Source organism: Streptomyces sp. CNX435 (assembly GCF_059570575.1).
The window spans coordinates 1-20,212 of the sequence record NZ_JCANTA010000026.1 but is presented as its reverse complement, the minus strand read 5'-3'; the positions used below and the strand labels follow the sequence as shown (position 1 = coordinate 20,212).

Sequence of the window (20,212 nt, the reverse complement as noted above, 5' to 3'; positions counted from 1 at the left end):
GCGGAGCCCGCGGCGGTCCACCGGTACCGCTCCGGCCGCCCGCTCGCCTCGCGCCCGCCCCGGCGCCCCGCCCAGTACGCGGGGGTGGCCCGCAAGCCGTAGAGACCCGGGGACGGGGCCCGCCGCCGGGCGGCGGGCGTCGCGGGTGCGGTGGGCTCGTCAGGTCCGCCGCACCTCGTCGTACGGGCCGAGGAAGGCGAACTCGCCGTCGCGGGCCTGGTAGAGGAAGAGGGAGCCCTCCGGCCGCAGTTGGTGAGTCACGTCCTGTGCAAAGCGCAGGTCCTTGGCCACACCGCGGTACGTGCTCGGGAACAGCTCCGGCGCCAGCGCCCCGCGCTCGACGCCGCCGCCGAGCCGGCCCATCGCCGCGGCGGCCAGGCCCACCGCGTCGTACGCCTCGGGCGCCCAGCGGGGCGGCGCCGCGCCGTACGCGTCGCGGTAGGCGGCGGCGAAGTCCCGGGCGGCGGCGGGATCGCTGAACGGGGCGCCGGCCAGCCAGCCGTCGGCCGCGGCGCCGGCCGCCCGCAGGAACGCCGGGGTCAGCGTGTGCCGGGTGCCGCCGCGCGGTCCGGTGAAGTCCGCGGCGGCCAGGGCGCGGGCGCAGTGCGCGGCGCGGTCCGGGGACGTGCCGGCGTAGACGACGGCCTGGGCGCGGGCGGCGAGGGCGGCGTCGACGGCGGCGGCGATGCCGTCGTCCGTGTCGTGGACGGTGACGGTGCCGCCGCGGGGCGGGTTGTCGACGAAGGAGCCGGCGAAGTCCCAGGCGGACTGGCCCTCGTCGCGGACGACGGCGGTGCGGGAGGTGGGGCGGACGTCGGCCAGGTAGTGCAGGAGCGCGGCGGGCAGCAGTTCCTCGGGCGCCCGGGTGACGCACAGCGCGTCCCCGTCGCCCTGCGGGACGCCGGCGCCGTCGACGGCGACGAGCACGGCGCCGAGCCGGGCGGCGCGGTAGACGCCGGCGGCGGCCTCGGCGCTCGCGGCGGTGGTGGGTCCGAGGACGGCCAGGACGGCGACGTCGTCGGCGAACCGCCGGGCCACCCGGGCGGCGCGCGCCGCGTCGCCGCCGTCGTCGGCCACCTGAAGCGCGAGGAGAAAGGCGGCGTCGTCGCGGGCGTTGTGCCGCTCGACGGCGAGCCGGGCGGCGCGCTCGTGGGCGCGGCCGGTGTCCTTGCCGGGGCCGCTGAGGTCGGCGTGCAGCCCGAGGGTGCGCACCGGCGGCCCGGGGTCCGTGGGCCCGCTGCCACGCGTGCGCGCGTACGCGAACAGCCCGCCGCCCGTCGCGATCACCGCGGCGCCTCCGACGGCCAGGAAGCGCCGCCGGGTGGGCGCGGGCGCGGAGCCGGCGGGCCGGGTGGCGGGTTCGGGCGGGTCGGACCCGGTGGCGCCGCTGTCGCGGAGGGGTGCGGGAATGTCGAGGGCCCGGGCGGACCGCTCGGCGACGACCCGCAGGACGTCGGGCGGCAGCCACGCGGACTCCGCGGGCTCCGCCCCGGCAGCCGGTCCGCCCGCCGAGGGCCCGGCCCCCGCCGGGTCACCTCCTGCTCCGTCCACGGCAGATCCAGACCCACCGCGCGCAGCCGACCCACCCGCCAGAGGCTTCGCCCCGCCCCCGGGCCCGGCCCTCAGCGGGTCGCCCGCGGCGCCGCCCGCGGCGGGTCGGGGCTCCCCGCCTCCCGACCCGGCCTCGGTCCCACCCGCCAGCCCGGCCGCCAGGCCGTCCGCCAGCTCCGCCGCCGTCGGCCGCTCCCCCGGGTCCTTCCGCAGGCACCGCTCCACCCACCCCCGCAGCGTCCCCGCCGGGACCCCGGACAGGTCCGGGGGCTCGTGCACCGTGCGGAAGACCACCGCCGCCGGGTGGCCCGTGCCGAACGGGCGCCGGGCCGACGCCGCGTACGCCAGCACGCAGCCCAGCGCGAACACGTCCGCCGCTGGGCCCACGTCCCCGGCGCCGGTGCCCGCCTGCTCCGGCGCGAGGTAGCCCGGCGTGCCGACCACCACGCCGCTCGCGGTCAGGGCCGTGGCCCCCGGCGCGCGGGCGATGCCGAAGTCGATGAGCCGCGGGCCGTCGAGCGTCAGCAGCACGTTGCCGGGCTTGACGTCCCGGTGGACCAGCCCCGCGCGGTGCACGTCCGCGAGCGTACGGGCCAGGTACCCGCCCAGCCGCCGCACCGCCGGCGCCGGCCACGGCCCGTACCCGTCGACCGTCTCCGTCAGCGTCGGCCCCGGCACGAACGCCGTGGCCAGCCACGGCTCCCGGGCCTCGGCGTCCGCCGCGACGACCGGCACCAGCCAGCGCCCCCGCAGCCGCCGCGCCGCCGTCACCTCGCGCCGGAAGCGGGCCCGGAAGCGCGGGTCGGCGGCGTGCTCCGCGCGGATCACCTTCAGCGCGACCAGCGCCCCGCCCGGCGTCCGGGCGAGGTAGACCACGCCCATGCCGCCGGCGCCGAGGCGCGCCAGCAGCCGGTGGCCGCCGAGGGCCCCGGGGTCGTCGGGGAGCAGCGCGTCCACGGCCCCGTCCCCTCACTCGCCCACGTCGGCGGGGCCGGCGTAGACGAAGCCGCCGCCCTCGGCGCGGTAGTGGAACATCTCGACGCCCTGCAGATAGCCGTCCTGGAACGCGTACTCGCGGACCATCCCGCGGTACGTGCCCGTCGCCAGCCGCTCCAACAGCCGCCCCCGCGCCGGCCGCCCGCCGTCCCGGGCGGCCTCGGCGAGGCGGTCCAGCACCATCGTCGTCACGTCGTACGCCTCGGCCGCCCAGTACCCGGGGGCCTGCCCGTAGCGCTTGCGGAACGCGGCGGCGAAGTCCGCGACCGGCTCCGCCGCCGGGTCGATGTACGGGGCGTACACCTGCCAGCCGGCCGCCGCCGCGCCCGCCCGCGCCGCGAACTCCGGCCCGGCGGCGGGGTAGCCGAGGATCCGTACGCCCGTGAAGCCCCGCGCGGTGAGCCGGCGGGCGAGGTCCGCGCCGCGCCGCGGGGAGCCGGCGTAATAGACGGCGTCCGGCTCGCGGTCCAGCACGTCGTCGAGCACCTCGACCGGCGACGCGGCGCTCCGCGGCACCACCCGCGGGTACACCTCGATCTCCACCAGCCCGATCGTCTTGAACGCCAGATGGCCCTCCTCCCACGCGAACTCGCCCGCCGCCCGGTCGATCACCATGCCCGTCCGGCGCACGCCCTCGGCCTGGAGCATCAGCGCGGCGGGCAGGCCGGTGGTGCCGTAGGTCGGCACGGTCTGCAGGAGGGAGCGGCGGGAGGCGGTGCCGTACGCGCCCTGGGCGGAGGAGACCGTGAGCTGCGGGATGCGCCGCTCGTCGTAGGCGCCGAGGGCCGCGCCGGTGGTCTTGTCGCCGGTGGAGCCGACGACGGCGAGGACGTCGCGGTCGGCCGCGAGCCGCCGGGCGGCGCGCTCGGCCGCGGCGGGGTCGCCGCGGTCGTCGGCCACCTCCACGCTCGCCTCGAAGGGCCGGCGCGCACGGGCGTTGAACCGCTCGACGGCCAGCCGCACGCCGCGCTCCTGCGCCCGGCCCGCCGCGCGCTGCGGCCCGCTCAGGTCGGCCTGCACGCCGATGACCCACCGGCGGCCGGCGGAGCCGGCCTCGTCCCCGCCCCCGCTGTCCCGCAGGCCGGCCCACACCGCCGCACCCCCGCCGGCCGCGAGTAGCGCCGCGCTGGCGGCGCCGAGCGCGAGGAAGCGGCGGCGGCCGGTGGCCGCGGGGGGCGGTTCCGGGGCCGGGGGCTCGGCCACCGTGGCGTCGATGTCCGGCAGCGCCAGCAGCGCCGCCGAGCGGTCGGCGATCAGCCGTACGACGTCGTCCGGCAGCCACTCCGCGGCGCCTTCGGGCGCGTCCTCGACCAGGGCCTCGTCGAGCGCGGTGGCGGTCGGGCGGACGGCGGGGTCCTTGGCGAAGCAGTGGGTCACCACGTCCCGTACGCCGTCGGGGACGCCGGACAGGTCCGGCTCGTCGTGCACCGTGCGGTAGAGCAGGGCGTCCACGCCGCCGGTGCCGAACGGCGGCCGTCCGGTGCTCGCGTACGCCAGCACGCAGCCCAGCGCGAACACGTCCGCCGCCGGGCCGGCTTCCCGCCCCCGCGCCTGCTCGGGCGCCAGGAACCCGGGGGTGCCGACCACGGCGTCCGGCGCGGTGAGCGCGGTCTCCTCCGGGGCGCGGGCGATGCCGAAGTCGATGAGCCGCGGGCCGTCCACGGCGAGCAGCACGTTGCCGGGCTTGACGTCCCGGTGGACGAGCCCGGCCGCGTGCACGGAGGCGAGCGCCCGCGCGAGGGCCTTGCCGAGGATCCGGGTGCCGCGCTCCGGCAGCGGGCCGCAGACGGCGACGGCCTCGGCGAGCGCAGGACCCGGCACGAACGCCGTGGCCAGCCACGGGGCTTCGGCCTCGGGGTCGGCGCCGGTGACGGGCACGGCCCACGGGCTGCGCACCCGCCGGGCGGCGGCGACCTCGCGGCGGAACCGGGCCCGGAAGTCCGCTTCCGCGGCGTACTCCGGCCGGATCACCTTGACGGCGGCCAGCTCGCCGGTGTCCGCGCGGCCGAGGTAGACCACGCCCATGCCGCCGGCGCCGAGCCGCGCGAGGAGGCGGTGGCCGCCGATCCGTACCGGGTCCGCGGGCGTCAGCTCCTCCGTCACCGCCCGTCCCCCTCCGCGCCGTTGCCCCGCGTGCGCTTCCCCTGCGCGCTCTTCCCCTCCGCGCCGCCGCCGTCGCGCCCGAGGGCTTCCTCCCGCCCGAGGGACTCCTGCACCCGCTGCAGCATCCGGATGCCCGCCTCCCGCCCGATGTCCTGGGCCCGCGCCATGTCGTACCCGCGCCCGGCCCGGACCGAGACGGAGACGGTGACCTGCCCGAGCCGCATCTGCGTCCAGGCGTACGGGGCCGCCGCCGCGCCCGCGCCGCGGTAGTCGCCGCTCTCGCGCAGCACGTCGTCGGCGTACAGGTTCCCGGAGTCGCCGAAGTACGTGGCGGAGGAGATCAGGTCCGTGAGCCGTTCGCCGGCGCCGAGCTGCTGCTCGGGGCAGCGGAGCATCTCCTCCAGCATTCCGGCGTTCTCCCAGTCGGCCCGCTCGGCGGTGCGGTGCACGGTGACCACGGCGAGCAGCCGGGCGGTGTCCCTGCCGCCCGCGGGCGGGACCTCGAAGTGCCGGGAGAGCGTGGCCAGTACGTCGTCGGGCAGCGGCTCCTGCCGCCACACGCAGTCCGCGCCGAGGACCGGCCGCCGGCCGGAGTCGCTCTCGTACGGCGTGGCCGCGACGGCGTCCGGGCCGAACATCGCGGGGTCGGCGATGACGTCGTCGATCAGTGCCCGGGCCGCGGCGCGGTCCGCCGGTGCCTTCGCGGGGTCGGCGTCGAGCGCGGAGGTCGGCGCCGGGCCCGGGCCGCCCTTCTTCGCCGGGCCACCGGACGGGTCACCGGCGGAACCGCCGCCGCCGGTGCAGCCCGCGAGGGCGAACACGGCGGCGAGCAGCACGGATCCGACGTACCCCACAGGCCGTCGTCGCACGAGTCTCCCCCACCCCTGACCTGACGCAGCTCTCCCCGTCCCCCGGTTCCGGATCGTACGGCGCCGGTCCACACGGTGTCAGCACGGGCGGGTACGGATCACGTAACACCGCGTGAGCGCCGGGGAGTTGAAGAAAGACGACCGCGGCGCAAGGCGGGGCGGACCGCCTTACGCCGCGGTCGTCAGCCGATGGCGAGCCGGCGGGTCACCTGGACGCGGGACTGGCAGCCCAGCTTGCGCATCACCTTGCGCAGGTGGTTCACGACGGTCCACTCCGCGATGCCGAGCTTGCGGGCGATGACCCGGTTCGTCAGCCCCTCGGAGACCAGCAGCGCGACCTCCAGCTCCCGCTTGGTGAGGATGTCCGCGATGTCGGTGGGCACCTCGGGCCCGGCGGCGGGCTTCGCCTCCTCGGCCGGCATCAGCCGCATGGCCGCCTCCCAGGTGAGGTCGGCGCCGGAGCGCCACGCCCACGTGTAGTCGTCGGCGGTCAGCTCCTGGCTGGCGGTGGCGAGGATCACGGTGGTCAGCTCGTTGAGCGGGCGCGGGCGGGTGAGGCCCTGGCGCCGGCGCAGCCGCTCGGCGAGGGCCAGCGTGGCCGTGAGCAGCCGCCAGTCGGTGATACGGCGCCACTTGTACAGCGCGATCGCCAGCATCTCCAGGCACTCGGGCCGCTCCGCGACGTCCGGCAGCCCGCCGATCTGCTCCGCGGCGTCGGCGAACAGGGCGCGCGTCTCCGCCGAGTCGTGTTCCAGCAGCCGGACGGACGCGAGGACGTAGCGGGCGGGCACCGCGCCGCCGAAGTCCTCCCGGCCCAGCTCGGCCGCCAGGGCGGTACGGGCCAGCTCGTCGGCGCGGGCGAGGTTGCCCGCCTCGCGGAGCACCACGGCGAGCCGCCGGGTGAGGTACCGGCCGGCGCCGGCTGCCATGTCACCGGGGGCGCCGGTGCCGCCGGCGCGGGTGGGCGAGGCGACGACGGCGAGGCCCTCCTCGAACCGGCGGCGGGCCCGCTCCAGGTCCCCGCCGGCGTACGCCTCGTCGCCGAGCAGCCCCAGGCAGCGCACCACGCCGGCGTCGTCGTGGACGGCGCGGTGGGCGTCCCGGGCCTGGGCGAGGTAGCCGCGGGCCGCGGCGGAGCCCAGCCGCATCGCCAGCTCGCCGGCGGCCTCCAGCGTACGGGCGTGCAGCCGCGCGTCCTCGACACCCGTCCGCAGCACCTCCTCGGTCAGCCGCAGGCACTGCCGGGTCTGGGCGGTGCCGGTGGACTGCTCGCGCAGCGCGCCCGCGAGCACCGCCATGGAGCGGCCGTCGCCCGCCTCCCGCCAGTAGCCGAAGGCGGCCAGCAGGTCCGCCTGCGTCTCCGGGCCGACCGCGGGGCGCGGCGGCCCGGCGGCGGCGCCCGGCTCGGGGCCGGTGCGAGCGGCGGCGAGCGTCCGGAAGTACTCGCCGTGGGCCTTGCGCAGCGCCGGATAGGCGGGCAGCCGGGCCAGCGAGCGGACCGCGGCGAACCGCACGGGGCTGGGGATGCTCAGGCTCAGCTCGCCGTCGTGCCGCTCGTCGGGGATGAGCACGCTGGCGTCGATGAGCCGTTCCATGGTGCGGTAACCGGCGGCGTCGAAGCCCGTCAGCACGCCGGCCGCCGCGCGGGTGGTGAACGGGCCCTCGAAGATGGCCAGTTGGTTGAGCAGCGTGCGCTCGTCCGGCTGCAGCCGGGCGAAGACCCAGGACACCATGTCGGAGATGCTGGAGTGCCGGGAGTACGGGTGCTGGTCGATGCGCTGCAGGTCGCTGGAGCCGCGCTCGAAGCGCTCCAGGATCAGGTCCGGCTCGGCCAGCTTCACCTGGGCGGCGGCCAGCTCGATGGCGAACGGCAGGCCGCCGACGAGCCGGCAGAGGGCCAGCACGTAGCGGGAGTTCGCCGCGGTCAGCTTGAACTCGGGCCGTACCGACCGCGCGCACTGTACGAACAGCTCCACGGCCGGAATCCGCGAGACGGCCGACAGGTCGGCCGCCACGCCGCTCCCCGTCGGTAGCGGCCGGAGCCGTACGACCCGCTCGCCGTACAGGCCGAGCCGGGCGGTACCGACGGTGACGATCCGTACCTGCGGGCAGCTCCGCCGGAACTCGGCGAGCAGTGGCGCCAGCTCATCGGCGACGTCCTCGTAGTGGTCGAACAGCACGGTGTGCCGCCCGGGTCCGAGGCGTTCCAGGGCCGAGCGGACGGAGGTGGAGCCCTCGTGGAACTGCTCCTTCAGCTGGCGCAGCATCAGCGCGCACATGGCGGTGTCCGTGACCTGGCCGAAGTCGAACACCTCGACGGTGGCGCCCGGTCCGGTTCCGAAGCGCCGGAAGTACTCCATGACGAGCCGGCTCTTGCCCACCCCGGCCGGGCCGGTGACGGTCACCAGCCCGGCGTCGGGCGTGGACAGCGCGGTGGCGAGCCGGTCGAGGTCGCGGGTGCGGCCGATGAGCGACGTGGGGGTCGCGCCGATGTACCCGGCCGGACTGGTCATCCGGCCGGCGAACAGGTCGGCGAGTCCCAGCGTCTCCTCGGGCTCCTTGGTTGCAACTACGGCGCCGGCGCTCATGACGTCGCTTCACGGGAGGTGCCGGGAACGTCCGCCGACCACGTGCGCGTCGAGACGTCCGCTCGATTGCCAACAGGGCTGCTCACTGCATTCCCTCCGCCGATAACCTGTCCCGCTCCCCCGTGCACACAGTCGGCTCGTCCCTTAACGGGCGAAGATCAGTGTGGTGGGCGAAGGTGTGGGCTGGAACGTGATCTCCTCGTACCCGGTCTTGGTGAGCCAGGCGTGGTAGTCGGCCCGCCGCCAGGTGCTCCCGTGCCTGCTCTTGAGCAGCATCTCCGAGGCGAACTGCAGCGCGAACTGCGGACCGCTACGGTCGTCGTCGACGACGTAGTCGGAGATGACGAGGGTGCCGCCGGGCTTCAGGGCCTTCTTCACCTTGGCGAAGAGGGCCATGTTGTCCTCGGGGCCCTCCTGGTGCGCGATGTTGGAGTACACGACGTAGTCGTAGGGGGCGTTGGCGGCGTCGCCGAGTTCGGTGGTGTGCAGGTCGCCGTCGATGTAGTCGACGCGGTCGCCGACGCCGCGGTCGGCGAGCAGCCGGCGGGCGATGTTGTTGATCGGCGCCCAGTCGAGCTGGGTCGAGCGGGCGGCGGGGTTCAGGTCCAGCCAGGTGCCGGAGTAGATGCCGGAGCCGCCGCCGATGTCGAGGACGGAGAACTCGCCGGCGTCGGCCAGCCCGAGGGCGTCGGCGGCGACCTCGGCCACCGCGACGGACTGCGCGGCCAGCGCCTGGACCAGGGCCTCCCAGTGGGGGTTGTCGGCGACCTCGACCACCGACGTGGTCAGCGGGGCGCCCTCGCGTACCACGTCGGGCAGGTCCACCAGGGAGCCCATGTGGCCCATCTTGACCTTGGCGAAGCCGGTGAGGCTGGTCGCCCGGTGATCGACGAGGAAGGCCGCGGCCTCCTCGGTGTTGCGGTACTCGCCGGCGGTCAGCTCGATCAGCTCCAGGCTGACGAGCCCGTCGAGCAGGGCCTGCGCGCCGCGGACCGAGATCCCGGCGCGGGCGGCGAGCTGCTCGACGGTGCGGGCGCCGTCCTCGATGTGGGTGAAGAGCGCGTACTTCGACGCGGTGCCCACGATGCCGGTGGCCCAGTAGCCCGTGATGAGCCGCATTATCCGATCGGACGTCGGACGGCCGTCGCTCATGCCGCTCCTCCCTTGTTGGCCTGCTGGCTGGTGGCGGAAGTCTTCGTACGGGACCCGGAGGCCCCCTCGTAACGCCGCGGTGCGCTGACGTTGTTGCGCAGGGCGGCCCGCAGGGCCGTGACGACGCGCTCGGCCTGGTCGACGGACAGCTCCGCGTGCATCGGGATGGCGAGCTGACGCTGCGCGAGGTCCGCGGAGACGGGGCAGGTCTGGTCGGTCTCGTACGCGGGCTGCAGGTGACTGGCCCAGGTGCCGTGGCCGCAGCCGATGCCCTGGGCGCGCAGGTCGGCGGCGACGCCGGCGCGGTCGACGCCGGGGTCGAGCGTCAGCAGGTAGGACTGCCAGGCGTGGGTGCGGTCCGCCGGCACGTGCGGCACGGTGACCAGGTCCTCGTCCTTGAGGAGTTCGGCGTAGCGCGCCGCCACCAGGTTGCGGCGGTCCAGCAGTTCCTCGATCCGGCCGAGCTGCACCTGGAGGATCGCGGCGGAGATGTCGGACAGTTTGTAGTTGTAGCCGATGTCCGTGAAGATCGGGATCGGCAGGCCGATGACCCGGGCCTTGTCGAAAATGCTCCCGATGCCGAACGACGAGCGCAATCGCACATCCGCGCCAATCGCCGGGTCCTCCGCGAGCAGGGCGCCGCCCTCGCCGCTGGTGATCCCCTTGCGCCCGTGGAAGGACAGACAGGCGACCGGGGCGAGCGAGCCCGCCGGGCGGCCCTGGTACGTCGCGCCGATCGCGCAGGCCGCGTCCTCGACGAGGAACAGCTTGTGGCGGTCGGCAAGCTGCCGCAGCTCCGCGTAGTCGGCGGGCAGCCCGACGGTGTCCACGGCGATGATGCCGGCGGTGCGCGGGCCGATGAGGTCCGCGACGGCCTGCGGGTCGACGGTGCCGGTGTCGGCGCGTACGTCGGCGAACATCGGCGTCGCGCCGACGTAGCGCACCGCGTGGGCGGGCGCCGGGAAGGTGTAGTCGGCGACGATCACCTCGGCGCCGGGCTCCACCTTCAGTGCGAGCAGGGCGAGGTGCAGGGCCGCCGCGCAGCTGCTCAGCGTGACGGCGTCGGCGACGCTGTAGCGGCGGGCCAGCTCGGCTTCCAGGGCCTTGCCCCGCGGGCCCTGGCCGGCCGTCCAGTCGGAGGCGAACACCTCCTCGACGGCGGCCAGCTCCTGCTTGCCCAAACTCGCGTGAACCAAGGGAATGCTGTCCATCGTGCCCTCTCGGTGGCGCTGGTCGGAGACCGGTTACCCGTAGCGAAGCGGCGTGATCTGGTTGACGTCGTAGCGGTCCCGCAGCAGCTGCACGGCTCCGGGGTCCACGGTCTCGCCACTGGAGAAAATCTCGCAGATCTCCTCGAAGTACCGCTCGTGGTCCGGTGGAGGCGAGCTCTGGAAGAGCATGCGCGTCGGGGTGTCCGTGGGGTTGCGGAAGGCGTGCGGGGTCCCGCTGTCCACGAACATGCAGCTGCCGGGGCCGGCCCGCAGGGGCTTGCCGCCGTCCGGGGCCTCCCAGTTGTGCCAGGTGTCCTCGGTGCGGGTGACGGGTTCGAAGGCGAACAGCTCCAGCTCGCCTTCGAGGACGTAGAAGAACTCCTTGGCGTCCTGGTGCACGTGCGCGCCGACGTCGAAGCCGGGCGGCACGATGACCTCGAAGGTCGAGGCGAAGCCGTTGTCCGCGCCGGTGACCTTGAAGGTCACCTCCTGCGCCTTGGTGATGAGCTTCCGTCCCTGACCGGGCGGGACGACCAGGCTGGTCATACGTTCTACCCCTTCGTGGTGTGTGACGAGGCGCTCGCGGGCGGGCCGGGGGCGCGGTCTCAGCCGACGGCGGCGGCGACGGGCGTACCGGTCGCCCGCTCCTGCGGCCCGTCGCTGACCCAGCTGCCGACCGACATCTCGGCGGTGATGCCGGGCCCGAAGCCGGCGATCATGCCGCTGGCGCCGGGGAGGACGGCGTTCTCCTCGAAGAGGCGGCGCAGCGCCTCCAGCACGACGGCGCTGGCGATGTTCCCGTAGTCGGTCAGGGTCGACCAGCTGTGCCGGAACATGTGCCGATCGGTGTTGAGGAACTTGCTGAGGTCGTCCAGGATCCGCGGCCCGCCGGCGTGGATGATGTAGAAGTCCAGCTTCTCGACGTCCCAGCCGTGGTTCGTGGCCAGCTGGCGCAGCACCGGCGCGAGCGGCTCCATGGTGCCGGGGACCCGGCGGTCGAGCTGGAAGTGGAAGCCGGTGGAGCGGACGGCGTAGGAGATCCACTCCTCGGTCTCCGGGATGAGGTACGAGGCGTTGCGCTCCAGCGTCACGCCGGTGCCCCCACGGCCGCGGACGACGGCGGCGGCGACGGCGTCGCCGAACAGGCCGTCGGAGAGCAGCGAGCCGATGTCGTCGTCCGACGGCTGGTAGCACAGCGAGCACAGCTCGGCGGAGACGATGAGGACGTTGCTGCCCGGGTAGGCGCGGATGAAGTCGTGCGCCCGGTTGATGGCGGCGCCGCCCGCGGCGCAGCCGAGCTGCGCGATGGGGATCTGCCGGGTGTCGGAGCGGAACCCCATGGTGTTGATCAGCCAGGCGGTCAGCGACGGCATGAGGAACCCGGTGCAGGACACGTAGATGATCGCGTCGATGTCCCGGGGGGTCATGTCCGCGTTCGCCAGGGCCTCTTCGATGACCGGCGGGGTCATCCTCTTCGACTCGACCTCGTAGACCCGGTTACGCTCTTCCAGACCGGGGTGGTCGAGCGTCTTCTCGATGGGCTGGACGATATGCCTTTTCCGTACCCCGGTCTTCTGAATGAGACGAAGCGCCAACGGAAGCTGCGGCTTTCCCGCGTGCACCTTCTTGGCGAATTCCAGGGTCTCTTCCATGGTGATGACGTATTCCGGCACGCTCACCGCTGGCTTGCAAAGAGTCGACATGCCTGGCATCCACCTTCTGTAGGTAGAGATTTCCCCGAAGTTCCCGTTAATCCGACCCGGGGTTACCGCGAATTCGGCCGTGGCACCGCTGCTTTCCGCACGGTGCACAAGCGATATCTTTGCTCATTTCGCTTGCGATCGGCTTGGTGTCGACTTGGCAACCTGTTTGCTAACCCCGCCGATCATGCGGGGGCGCAGGTCACACCGGCCGGCACACCCAGTAAGCTCACTGACGAGCCCACGGGTGGGAGGATCTGACCAGATGCATGAACACGACTGGCTGGCCGAGAGATTCGAGACCGATCGCCCTCGCCTGCGTGCCGTCGCGTACCGGATGCTCGGCTCGACCCACGAGGCGGAGGACGCCGTCCAGGAGGCGTGGATCAGGCTGAGCCGCTCGGACACCAGCCGGATCGAGAACTTCGGCGGCTGGCTCACCACCATCGTCGCCCGAGTCTCCTTGAACATGCTGCAGTCCCGCAAGTCCCGTCCCGAGGACTTGATGGACACGGAGCAGACCGGCGGAGCGAGCGACGTGCACGCGCCGGACGACCCGGAGGAGGAGGCGCTGGTCGCCGACTCCGTCGGCCTCGCGCTGCTGGTGGTGCTGGACCAGCTGTCGCCGGCGGAGCGGCTGGCGTTCGTCCTGCACGACATGTTCGCCGTGCCGTTCGACGAGATAGCGCCGATCGTGGACCGGTCCCCCGCCGCGGCACGGCAGTTGGCGAGCCGCGCCCGGCGGCGGGTGCAGCACGCCACCCCGGTCGCCAAGACCACGCCGCTCGGCGTCTACCGGGAGGGCGGCGCGGCGGCGCGTACGGGCAAGACCAGCCTGGCGAGCGCGTTCCTCGCGGCGTCCCGGGAGGGCGACTTCGAGGCCCTGCTGGAGATGCTGGACCCGGACATCGTGCTGCGCTCGGACCCGACCGCCGTCCGGATGGGCGTCGAGGCGGAGCTGCACGGGCCGGACGCGGTCAACCGCGTCTTCGCCGGGCGCACGTGGGCGCCGGTGCTGGCGGACGTCGACGGCAGGGAGGGGCTGGTCTGGCTGGTGTCCGGGCGACCGCACGTCGCGTTCCGGCTCACCGTCACGGACGGGCGGATCTCGGCGATCGACATCAAGGCCGAGCTGGACGAGATGGAGATCGACCTCGCCGGCCAGGCGGTGTCTTGACGTCTTAAGGGTCTTGGGCGGCGTACGCCGCGAGGAGGGCCGGTGCTCCCCGGAAGGGGGGCACCGGCCCTCGCCGTCTGCGGCCCCGGAAGCGGGGCAACCGGCCCGCACGGGGCGGGGTCAGCGGGAACCGACCACCGTGTCCGCGCTGTCGCTGCGGCGGCCGGAGACCGCCTCGGTGACGGAGCGGGCGATGTGCTGGCCGGTGAGCCCGGCCTGTTCGAGGATGCCGCCACGGGTGTTGTGGTCCAGGAACTCCTGCGGCAGACCGAAGCACGTCACCGGCGTGGCCACGCCCGCGTCGCGCAGGTCGCGGGAGACGGCGTCGCCGAAGCCGCCGGAGATGCCGTTGTCCTCGACGGTGACCACGAGCCGTACGTCGCGGGCCGCGGCGGCGAGCGCCGGGTCGACCGGCTTGACCCACCGCGGGTCCACGGCGAGCGCGCCGATGCCCTGGTCGGCGAGGCGGGCCGCGGCGTCCGCGCACACCCCGGCCATCACGCCGGCGCCGACGAGCAACACGTCGGTGGCGGTGCCCTCCGCGGGGCGGGCGACGACGTCCATGCCGCCGAGCTTGCCGAGGCCCGGGACCTCCTCGCCGGCCGGCGCCTTCGGCCAGCGCAGCAGCGTCGGTCCGGTGGAGTCGTCCAGCGCCTCGGTGAGCAGCTCCGAGAGCCGCTTGGCGTCGCGCGGGGCGGCGACGCGCATGCCCGGGACCATCTGGCTGATCGAGCCGTCCCACATGCCGTTGTGGCTCGCGCCGTCGGGGCCGGTGACGCCGGCGCGGTCCAGGACGAAGGTGACCGGCAGCTTGTGCAGGGCCACGTCCATCAGCATCTGGTCGAAGGCGCGGTTGAGGAACGTCGAGTAGAGCGCCACCACCGGGTGCAGCCCGCCCATCGCCAGCCCGGCCGCCATGGTGACGGCGTGCTGCTCGGCGATGCCGACGTCGAAGACCCGGTCCGGGTGCGCCTTGGCGAACGGCGCGAGGCCGGTGGGGTGCAGCATCGCCGCGGTGATGCCGACCACGTCCTCGCGTTTGCCGCCGATCTTCAGGATCTCGTCGGCGAACACGTGGGACCAGGTCCGCGCCCCCTTCTTCACCGGCGTGCCGGTGAGCGGGTCGGTGTTGGCCCCGACCTGGTGCAGGTGGTCCTCGTCGTTGTTCTCCGCGGGCGCGTAGCCGTGGCCCTTGCGGGTCAGCACGTGCACGATCACCGGGCCGCCGAAGTCCTTGGCGTGGGCCAGCGCCAGCTCCAGGCCGGCCTGGTCGTGGCCGTCGATGGGGCCGACGTACTTCAGGCCCAGGTCCTCGAACATCACCTGCGGCTGCAGGACGTCCTTCAGACCCTTCTTGATTCCGTGCAGCGTCTCGTAAAGGGGCGCGCCGACCAGCGGGGTCTTGGGCAGCGTCGACTTGATGGAGGCGAGCACGTTCTCGTACTTCTGCGACGTCCGCACCTGCGCGAGGTGGGTGGCGATGGCGCCGTGCGTCGGCGAGTACGAGCGGCCGTTGTCGTTGACGATGACCACGACGCGGTTCGACTTGGCCGCGGCGATGTTGTTCAGCGCCTCCCAGGCCATGCCGCCGGTCAGCGCGCCGTCGCCGATGACCGCGGCCACCGTCCGGTCGTCCTCACCGCGCAGCTTGAACGCCTTGCCCAGCCCGTCGGCGTACGACAGGGAGGTCGAGGCGTGCGAGTTCTCCACGTGGTCGTGGGGCGACTCCGCCTGGCACGGGTATCCGGACATGCCACCCGGCTGCCGCAGCGTGGCGAACTCCTCCTGCCGGCCGGTCAGCAGCTTGTGCACGTACGCCTGGTGGCCGGTGTCGAAGATAAGTGGATCGCGCGGGGAGTCGAAGACACGGTGCATGGCGATGGTGAGCTCCACGACCCCGAGGTTCGGACCCAGGTGCCCACTGTTCGCCGACACCGTGGAGATCAATCGGTCTCTGATCTCCGCGGCCAGGCCGGTGAGCTCATTCGGCCCAAGGTCCTTCAGATCCTGCGGACCACGGAGCGAATCAAGAAGTGTCATGCAACAACACTCGGGGCGCGAACCGAATTCAGCAAGGAGTCCCGAGAGGCAACATGTTGCTGGCCGCCCGAAATGACAGACTCTTGTCATTTTTCCGGGCGTCTGATCGATCGGGCCGAGGGCCCGTAAGACGCCAAGCCACCGCCAACTCGGAGCACAGTCTGACCCAAGGAGCGTCGCCATACTCATGACTGTGGAGCGGTAGGGCGAGACAATAATTCATGTAACGCGGGAGCGCTCGTCCGCCGCTTCACTATTCAACTTCCCGCCCGTATCGACGCCTTGGCCGCATTCTGCGCGACCGCGTCGCGGCAACGGGCCTTCTTTGCCGGCACCTTACCGGCGTATTTCCGCGAGACGTCGACCCGGCGTCGGCTCCTGCCGAATTTCCCACCCAACCCGCGTTTTGACGCGCACTTCAGCCGCGTCCCACAACGGTCCGGCGGTTCGTCGGTAACCCGCGAAAGCGCAGGTGAGACGGGTTCTGGGCGGGGGATGACAATATGTTGCCCCACCTTGTTTCTTGACGCTCGTCCCGGCGATTCCGCACCCTGGACCATATGGCTATCGCGGTGGAAAAGAGGAAACAAACGGGCGGCAAGAAGGTCATTCTCGCGGAGCCGCGCGGCTTTTGCGCCGGCGTCGAGAGGGCCATCGAGATCGTGGAGCGCGCGCTGGAGATTCACGGCGCGCCTGTGTACGTACGCAAGGAGATCGTGCACAACCAGCACGTGGTGCGCGAGCTGGAGGAGCGCGGCACCATCTTCGTCGACTCCGAGACAGAGGTGCCCGAGGGCGCGGTGTGCATCTTCTCCGCCCACGGCGTCTCGCCGCAGGTGCGCGAAAACGCCGCCGGCCGGCAGCTGAACGTCATCGACGCGACCTGCCCGCTGGTGTCCAAGGTGCACCAGGAGGCCCGGCGCTACGCCCGTGACGAGCGCACCCTGCTGCTCATCGGGCACGCCGACCACGAGGAGATCGAGGGCACCTACGGCGAGGCACCGGACCGCACGCTCATCGTCGAGGACGTCGAGGAGGCGCGGCAGGTCGAGCTGCCGGCGGGGACGGAGGCGGCGTTCCTGACCCAGACAACGCTGTCGCTGGACGACACCTCGGAGATCGTGGACATCCTCAAGGAGCGGTTCCCGGGCATCGTCGGCGCGGGCAGCGAGGACATCTGCTACGCCAGCCAGAACCGGCAGAACGCCATCAAGGCCATCGCCGCCCGCAGCGACTTCGTTCTGGTCGTGGGCGCCACCAACTCCAGCAACTCCATCCGCATGGTCGAGGTCGCGGAAGCCCACGGCACCCCCGCCAGGCTGCTCCCGTCCGTCGACCTGTTCGACCCGAGCTGGCTGGAGGGCGTCGAGACCGTCGGCGTCAGCTCCGGCGCCAGCGCGCCCGAGATCCTCGTCCAGCAGGTCATGGAGCGTCTCGCCACCCTCGGCTACGTCGACGTCGAGTCGGAGGTGACCGCGAAGGAAACCGTCGTGTTCCGGCCGCCGTCCGGGCTCGAACTCCCCGGCGAGCACGCCGCCGCCGAGACCGCCGAGACCGCCGGCAGCCCCCCGGCCGGCGGCGGGGCCGCCGGGGACGACGCGGAGAAGCTGCTCGCCCGCACCGTCGAACGGATCGAGGCCCTGCTGCGCGACGACGCCGACCGCTGGGGCGGCGTGGACACCCGCGCCGCGCGGCCCATCGAGTCCATCGCCGAACTGGTCGCCGCGGGCGGCAAGCGGCTGCGCCCGACCTTCTGCATCAGCGGCTACCTCGCCGCCGGCGGCAGGCTCGACGGCTCCGCCGCCGAGGACGCCGTCGTCAACGCGGCCGCGGGCGTGGAGTTACTCCACGCCTTCGCCCTCATCCACGACGACGTCCTCGACAACGCCCCCACCCGCCGCGGCAAGCCGACCACCCACGTGAAGCACGCCGGCATCCACGAGCGGCACGGCTGGGCCGGCGAGTCCCGCCGCTACGGCGACAGCTTCGCCATCGTCGCCGGCGACCTGGCCTTCAGCTACGCCAACAAGATCACGCGCCACCTGCCCGGCACCGCCCGGGACGTCTGGGCGTACCTCAGCACCGAGATGATCGTCGGCCAGCAGCTCGACATGGCCCTGGCCGCCGAGTTGACCCCGGACCCGGACCTGGCCCGCTGGGTCGCCGTCTGCAAGTCCGGCCAGTACACCATCCACCGCCCCATGGCCCTCGGCGCCGCCATCGCCGGCCGCGAGGACCTCCGCGAGGCGTTCGAGGCGTACGGCGTCGCCGCCGGCGAGGCGTTCCAGCTCCGCGACGACCTCCTCGACGCCTTCGGCGACTCCGCGGCGACCGGCAAGCCGGCGGGCCTGGACGTCAGCGAGCACAAGATGAACCTGCTGCTCGCCCTGGCGGCCAGCAAGGACGCCGACGTGGCGGCCCTGGTCGCCGACGGCGAGAACTGGGACCCCGACCGCCTCCGCGCCGCGCTGCTCGCCTCCGGCGTCCGCCAGGAGGTCGAGGACCGGATCGACCAGCTCGTGCGGACCGCGCGGGCGGCGCTCAAGGACGCGCCGCTGGCGGACGGCTGGCGGGAACGGCTGGACAAGATGGCGGAGCAGGTGGCCTACCGCGACCGCTGACCCGCAGACCCGCAGACCCGCAGACCCGCAGACCGAACCGGAGGGGCCGCCGCTCGTGCCGGCCTGGCAAGACCGAACAGAGAGGGATGATCACACGTGGTGGACCTCGGCATGCCCAAGGTGCCCCAGCAGGTTGCTCCCCGGCGTAAGAGCCGGCAGCTGAAGCTCGGGCACGACGACAGAGCCGTGCTGGTGGGCGGCGGTGCGCCGGTGAGCGTGCAGTCGATGTGCACGACCGTGACGGCCGACGTGAACGCGACGCTGCAGCAGATCGCGCAGCTGACGGCGTCGGGTTGCCAGATCGTACGAGTCGCCGTGCCCTCGGCCGACGACGCCGACGCGCTTCCGGAGATCGCGCGCAAGTCGCAGATCCCCGTGATCGCCGACATTCACTTCCAGCCGCGGTACGTCTTCGCCGCCATCGAGGCGGGCTGCGCCGCGGTCCGCGTAAACCCCGGCAACATCAAGGCGTTCGACGACAAGGTCGGCGAGATCGCCAAGGCCGCCGCGGAGGCGGAGGTGCCGATCCGTATCGGCGTGAACGCGGGTTCGCTGGACAAGCGGCTCATGGAGAAGTACGGCAGCGCGACCGCGGACGCGCTGGTGGAGTCGGCGCTGTGGGAGTGCTCGCTCTTCGAGGAGCACGGCTTCCGGGACATCAAGATCTCCGTGAAGCACCACGACCCGGTCGTGATGATCACCGCGTACCGCAAGCTGGCCGCGGCCTGCGACTACCCGCTGCACCTCGGCGTCACCGAGGCCGGCCCCGAGTTCCAGGGCACGGTGAAGTCGGCGGTGGCCTTCGGCGCCCTGCTGGCCGAGGGCATCGGCGACACGATCCGGGTGTCGCTGTCGGCGCCGCCGGCCGAGGAGGTCAAGGTCGGCATGGCGATCCTGGAGTCCCTCGCGCTGAAGGAACGCCGCCTGGAGATCGTCTCGTGCCCCTCGTGCGGCCGGGCTCAGGTGGACGTCTACAAGCTGGCGAACGAGGTGACCGCCGGGCTCGACGGCATGGAGGTGCCGCTGCGCGTCGCCGTGATGGGCTGCGTCGTCAACGGGCCGGGCGAGGCCCGCGACGCCGACCTGGGCGTGGCGTCGGGCAACGGCAAGGGGCAGATCTTCGTCAAGGGGAAGGTCGTCGCCACCGTTCCGGAGTCCAAGATCGTCGAAACCCTTATCGAGGAGGCCATGCGCATCGCCGAGGAGATGACCGAGGAGGAAGACGCGCCCGTCGGCAAGCCCCAGGTCATCACTCCCTGAGGCGGATCCGGCTCTCTCTGTCGAATTAACCATGACGAATCGCCAAGTGAACGCCAAGTCGTTGGTGTGTGGTGGCCAAGTGCGGTGCCGGATGCTGGGTGAGCGTGGCTTCGGGACGGCCCGTTTATCGAGCGGTTTTCGGGAACGACGCTGGTCTGGGTGGAGGGCCTTGTGAGCCAGAATCCGATTCACAAACGTGGTTTGTATCTGGGGGTGCTCGCGCAGCGTGCGGCCGTCAGGCATGGGTCGACGCTGCTGACTTTGGATCATGATCTGGATGTGCTGCCCGAGGCGGGGCGTCGGATCACGGTCAACGAGCTGGCGCATTATGTTGTTGATCTGGCGGGTCGTCTCGCCGCGGCGGGGGTGCGGGCCGGGGACCATGTGGTGGTCTACAAGCGGCCGAACTTCGACTCCTGGCTCCTGGGCACGGCCGCGGCCCGGGTGGGTGCGATACCGGTGATGCTCTCCCCGGCTCTGGACGCCCCCACGGTCGCGGCGTTGATGGAGCGTCTGGGCCGTCCCCGGCTGCTGACCGACGCGGCGAAGCTGAAGCTGCTGGCGGGTGAGGATCTCGATGCGCTGGCGGAGTCGGTCATCACGGTCGCCTCTCTGGCGGAGTTGGAGGACTCGCCGGGGGTCAGGCCCGTGTTCACGGGGCTGGACGAGCCGGCGATGATCACGCACACCTCGGGCACCACGGGTTTGCCGAAGCTGGTGGTGCACACTGCGCGGACGATGCGTACCCGGCTGCGCCCGCAGCTGTTCATGCTGGCGCTGATGCGGCGGCGGGAGACGGTCGCGATCAGTATCCCGTTCGTCCATTCGCGGCTGTTCGCTGCGATGGCGCTGGTGCTGATGAAGGGTATGCCGACGATCCTGGTCAACAACCACGACCCGGAGGACGTCGCGAAGTTCTTCGTCAGGAACCGGCCCGGTCTGAT

13 protein-coding genes are annotated in these 20,212 nt (G+C 73.0%); 4 read left to right on the top strand and 9 right to left on the bottom strand.

The features are described from left to right. Positions 1-159 precede the first annotated feature (159 nt). The 8 genes from T328_RS30565 to T328_RS30530 form a co-directional block, all read right to left on the bottom strand. Positions 160-2,508 carry a bifunctional serine/threonine-protein kinase/ABC transporter substrate-binding protein gene (locus tag T328_RS30565; RefSeq protein WP_496499465.1) on the bottom strand — a complete coding sequence of 783 codons (2,349 nt, stop codon included), beginning with the start codon at positions 2,506-2,508 and terminating at the stop codon, positions 160-162. A gap of 12 nt (positions 2,509-2,520) precedes the next feature. Further along, a complete protein-coding gene (locus T328_RS30560) occupies positions 2,521-4,650 on the bottom strand; it encodes a bifunctional serine/threonine-protein kinase/ABC transporter substrate-binding protein (protein WP_496499464.1) in 2,130 nt (709 codons plus the stop codon). Next, a complete protein-coding gene (locus tag T328_RS30555; protein ID WP_496499463.1) occupies positions 4,647-5,519 on the bottom strand; it encodes a hypothetical protein in 873 nt (290 codons plus the stop codon). The genes T328_RS30560 and T328_RS30555 overlap by 4 nt, the downstream gene beginning before the upstream one ends. Positions 5,520-5,701: 182 nt before the next feature. Beyond that, entirely contained in the window at positions 5,702-8,107 is a 2,406-nt protein-coding gene (locus T328_RS30550; RefSeq protein WP_496499462.1) for a LuxR C-terminal-related transcriptional regulator, read from the bottom strand. 144 nt (positions 8,108-8,251) lie between these two features. Next, on the bottom strand, positions 8,252-9,259 hold the full coding sequence (locus T328_RS30545; RefSeq protein WP_496499461.1) for a methyltransferase: 1,008 nt from the start codon (positions 9,257-9,259) through the stop codon (positions 8,252-8,254). Then, positions 9,256-10,470, bottom strand: coding sequence for a DegT/DnrJ/EryC1/StrS family aminotransferase (locus T328_RS30540; protein ID WP_496499460.1), 1,215 nt, complete (start codon positions 10,468-10,470; stop codon positions 9,256-9,258). The genes T328_RS30545 and T328_RS30540 overlap by 4 nt, the downstream gene beginning before the upstream one ends. Before the next feature lie 33 nt (positions 10,471-10,503). After that, positions 10,504-11,016 carry a cupin domain-containing protein gene (locus tag T328_RS30535; protein WP_496499459.1) on the bottom strand — a complete coding sequence of 171 codons (513 nt, stop codon included), beginning with the start codon at positions 11,014-11,016 and terminating at the stop codon, positions 10,504-10,506. Between the two features lie 59 nt (positions 11,017-11,075). Beyond that, positions 11,076-12,173 carry a type III polyketide synthase gene (locus tag T328_RS30530; protein WP_496499458.1) on the bottom strand — a complete coding sequence of 366 codons (1,098 nt, stop codon included), beginning with the start codon at positions 12,171-12,173 and terminating at the stop codon, positions 11,076-11,078. Between the two features lie 262 nt (positions 12,174-12,435). Here T328_RS30530 and T328_RS30525 point away from each other — a divergent pair, with 262 nt between their 5' ends. Then, complete coding sequence (locus tag T328_RS30525; RefSeq protein ID WP_496499457.1) at positions 12,436-13,347, top strand: sigma-70 family RNA polymerase sigma factor; 912 nt, start codon at positions 12,436-12,438, stop codon at positions 13,345-13,347. 120 nt (positions 13,348-13,467) lie between these two features. On the opposite strand, the gene dxs is transcribed toward T328_RS30525, so the two are convergent. Continuing rightward, a complete protein-coding gene (dxs, locus tag T328_RS30520) occupies positions 13,468-15,387 on the bottom strand; it encodes a 1-deoxy-D-xylulose-5-phosphate synthase (RefSeq protein ID WP_496499456.1) in 1,920 nt (639 codons plus the stop codon). 560 nt (positions 15,388-15,947) lie between these two features. Here dxs and ispH point away from each other — a divergent pair. The 3 genes from ispH to T328_RS30505 form a co-directional block, all read left to right on the top strand. Then, on the top strand, positions 15,948-18,008 hold the full coding sequence (ispH, locus tag T328_RS30515) for a 4-hydroxy-3-methylbut-2-enyl diphosphate reductase (protein ID WP_496499455.1): 2,061 nt from the start codon (positions 15,948-15,950) through the stop codon (positions 18,006-18,008). 111 nt (positions 18,009-18,119) lie between these two features. Then, positions 18,120-19,268 carry a flavodoxin-dependent (E)-4-hydroxy-3-methylbut-2-enyl-diphosphate synthase gene (gene ispG, locus T328_RS30510; protein WP_496499454.1) on the top strand — a complete coding sequence of 383 codons (1,149 nt, stop codon included), beginning with the start codon at positions 18,120-18,122 and terminating at the stop codon, positions 19,266-19,268. A gap of 171 nt (positions 19,269-19,439) precedes the next feature. Next, positions 19,440-20,212 (top strand): AMP-binding protein (locus tag T328_RS30505; protein WP_496499453.1); only part of this gene is annotated, 773 nt, incomplete at its 3' end.

Coding starts and splice junctions, on each gene's coding strand:
- T328_RS30545 (WP_496499461.1), bottom strand. CDS start 9,259: ATGAGCGACGGCCGTCCGACGTCCGATCGGATAATGCGGCTCATCACG.
- T328_RS30530 (WP_496499458.1), bottom strand. CDS start 12,173: ATGTCGACTCTTTGCAAGCCAGCGGTGAGCGTGCCGGAATACGTCATC.
- T328_RS30540 (WP_496499460.1), bottom strand. CDS start 10,470: ATGGACAGCATTCCCTTGGTTCACGCGAGTTTGGGCAAGCAGGAGCTG.
- T328_RS30535 (WP_496499459.1), bottom strand. CDS start 11,016: ATGACCAGCCTGGTCGTCCCGCCCGGTCAGGGACGGAAGCTCATCACC.
- ispG (WP_496499454.1), top strand. CDS start 18,120: ATGCCCAAGGTGCCCCAGCAGGTTGCTCCCCGGCGTAAGAGCCGGCAG.
- T328_RS30550 (WP_496499462.1), bottom strand. CDS start 8,107: ATGAGCGCCGGCGCCGTAGTTGCAACCAAGGAGCCCGAGGAGACGCTG.
- T328_RS30525 (WP_496499457.1), top strand. CDS start 12,436: ATGCATGAACACGACTGGCTGGCCGAGAGATTCGAGACCGATCGCCCT.
- dxs (WP_496499456.1), bottom strand. CDS start 15,387: ATGACACTTCTTGATTCGCTCCGTGGTCCGCAGGATCTGAAGGACCTT.
- ispH (WP_496499455.1), top strand. CDS start 15,948: ATGGCTATCGCGGTGGAAAAGAGGAAACAAACGGGCGGCAAGAAGGTC.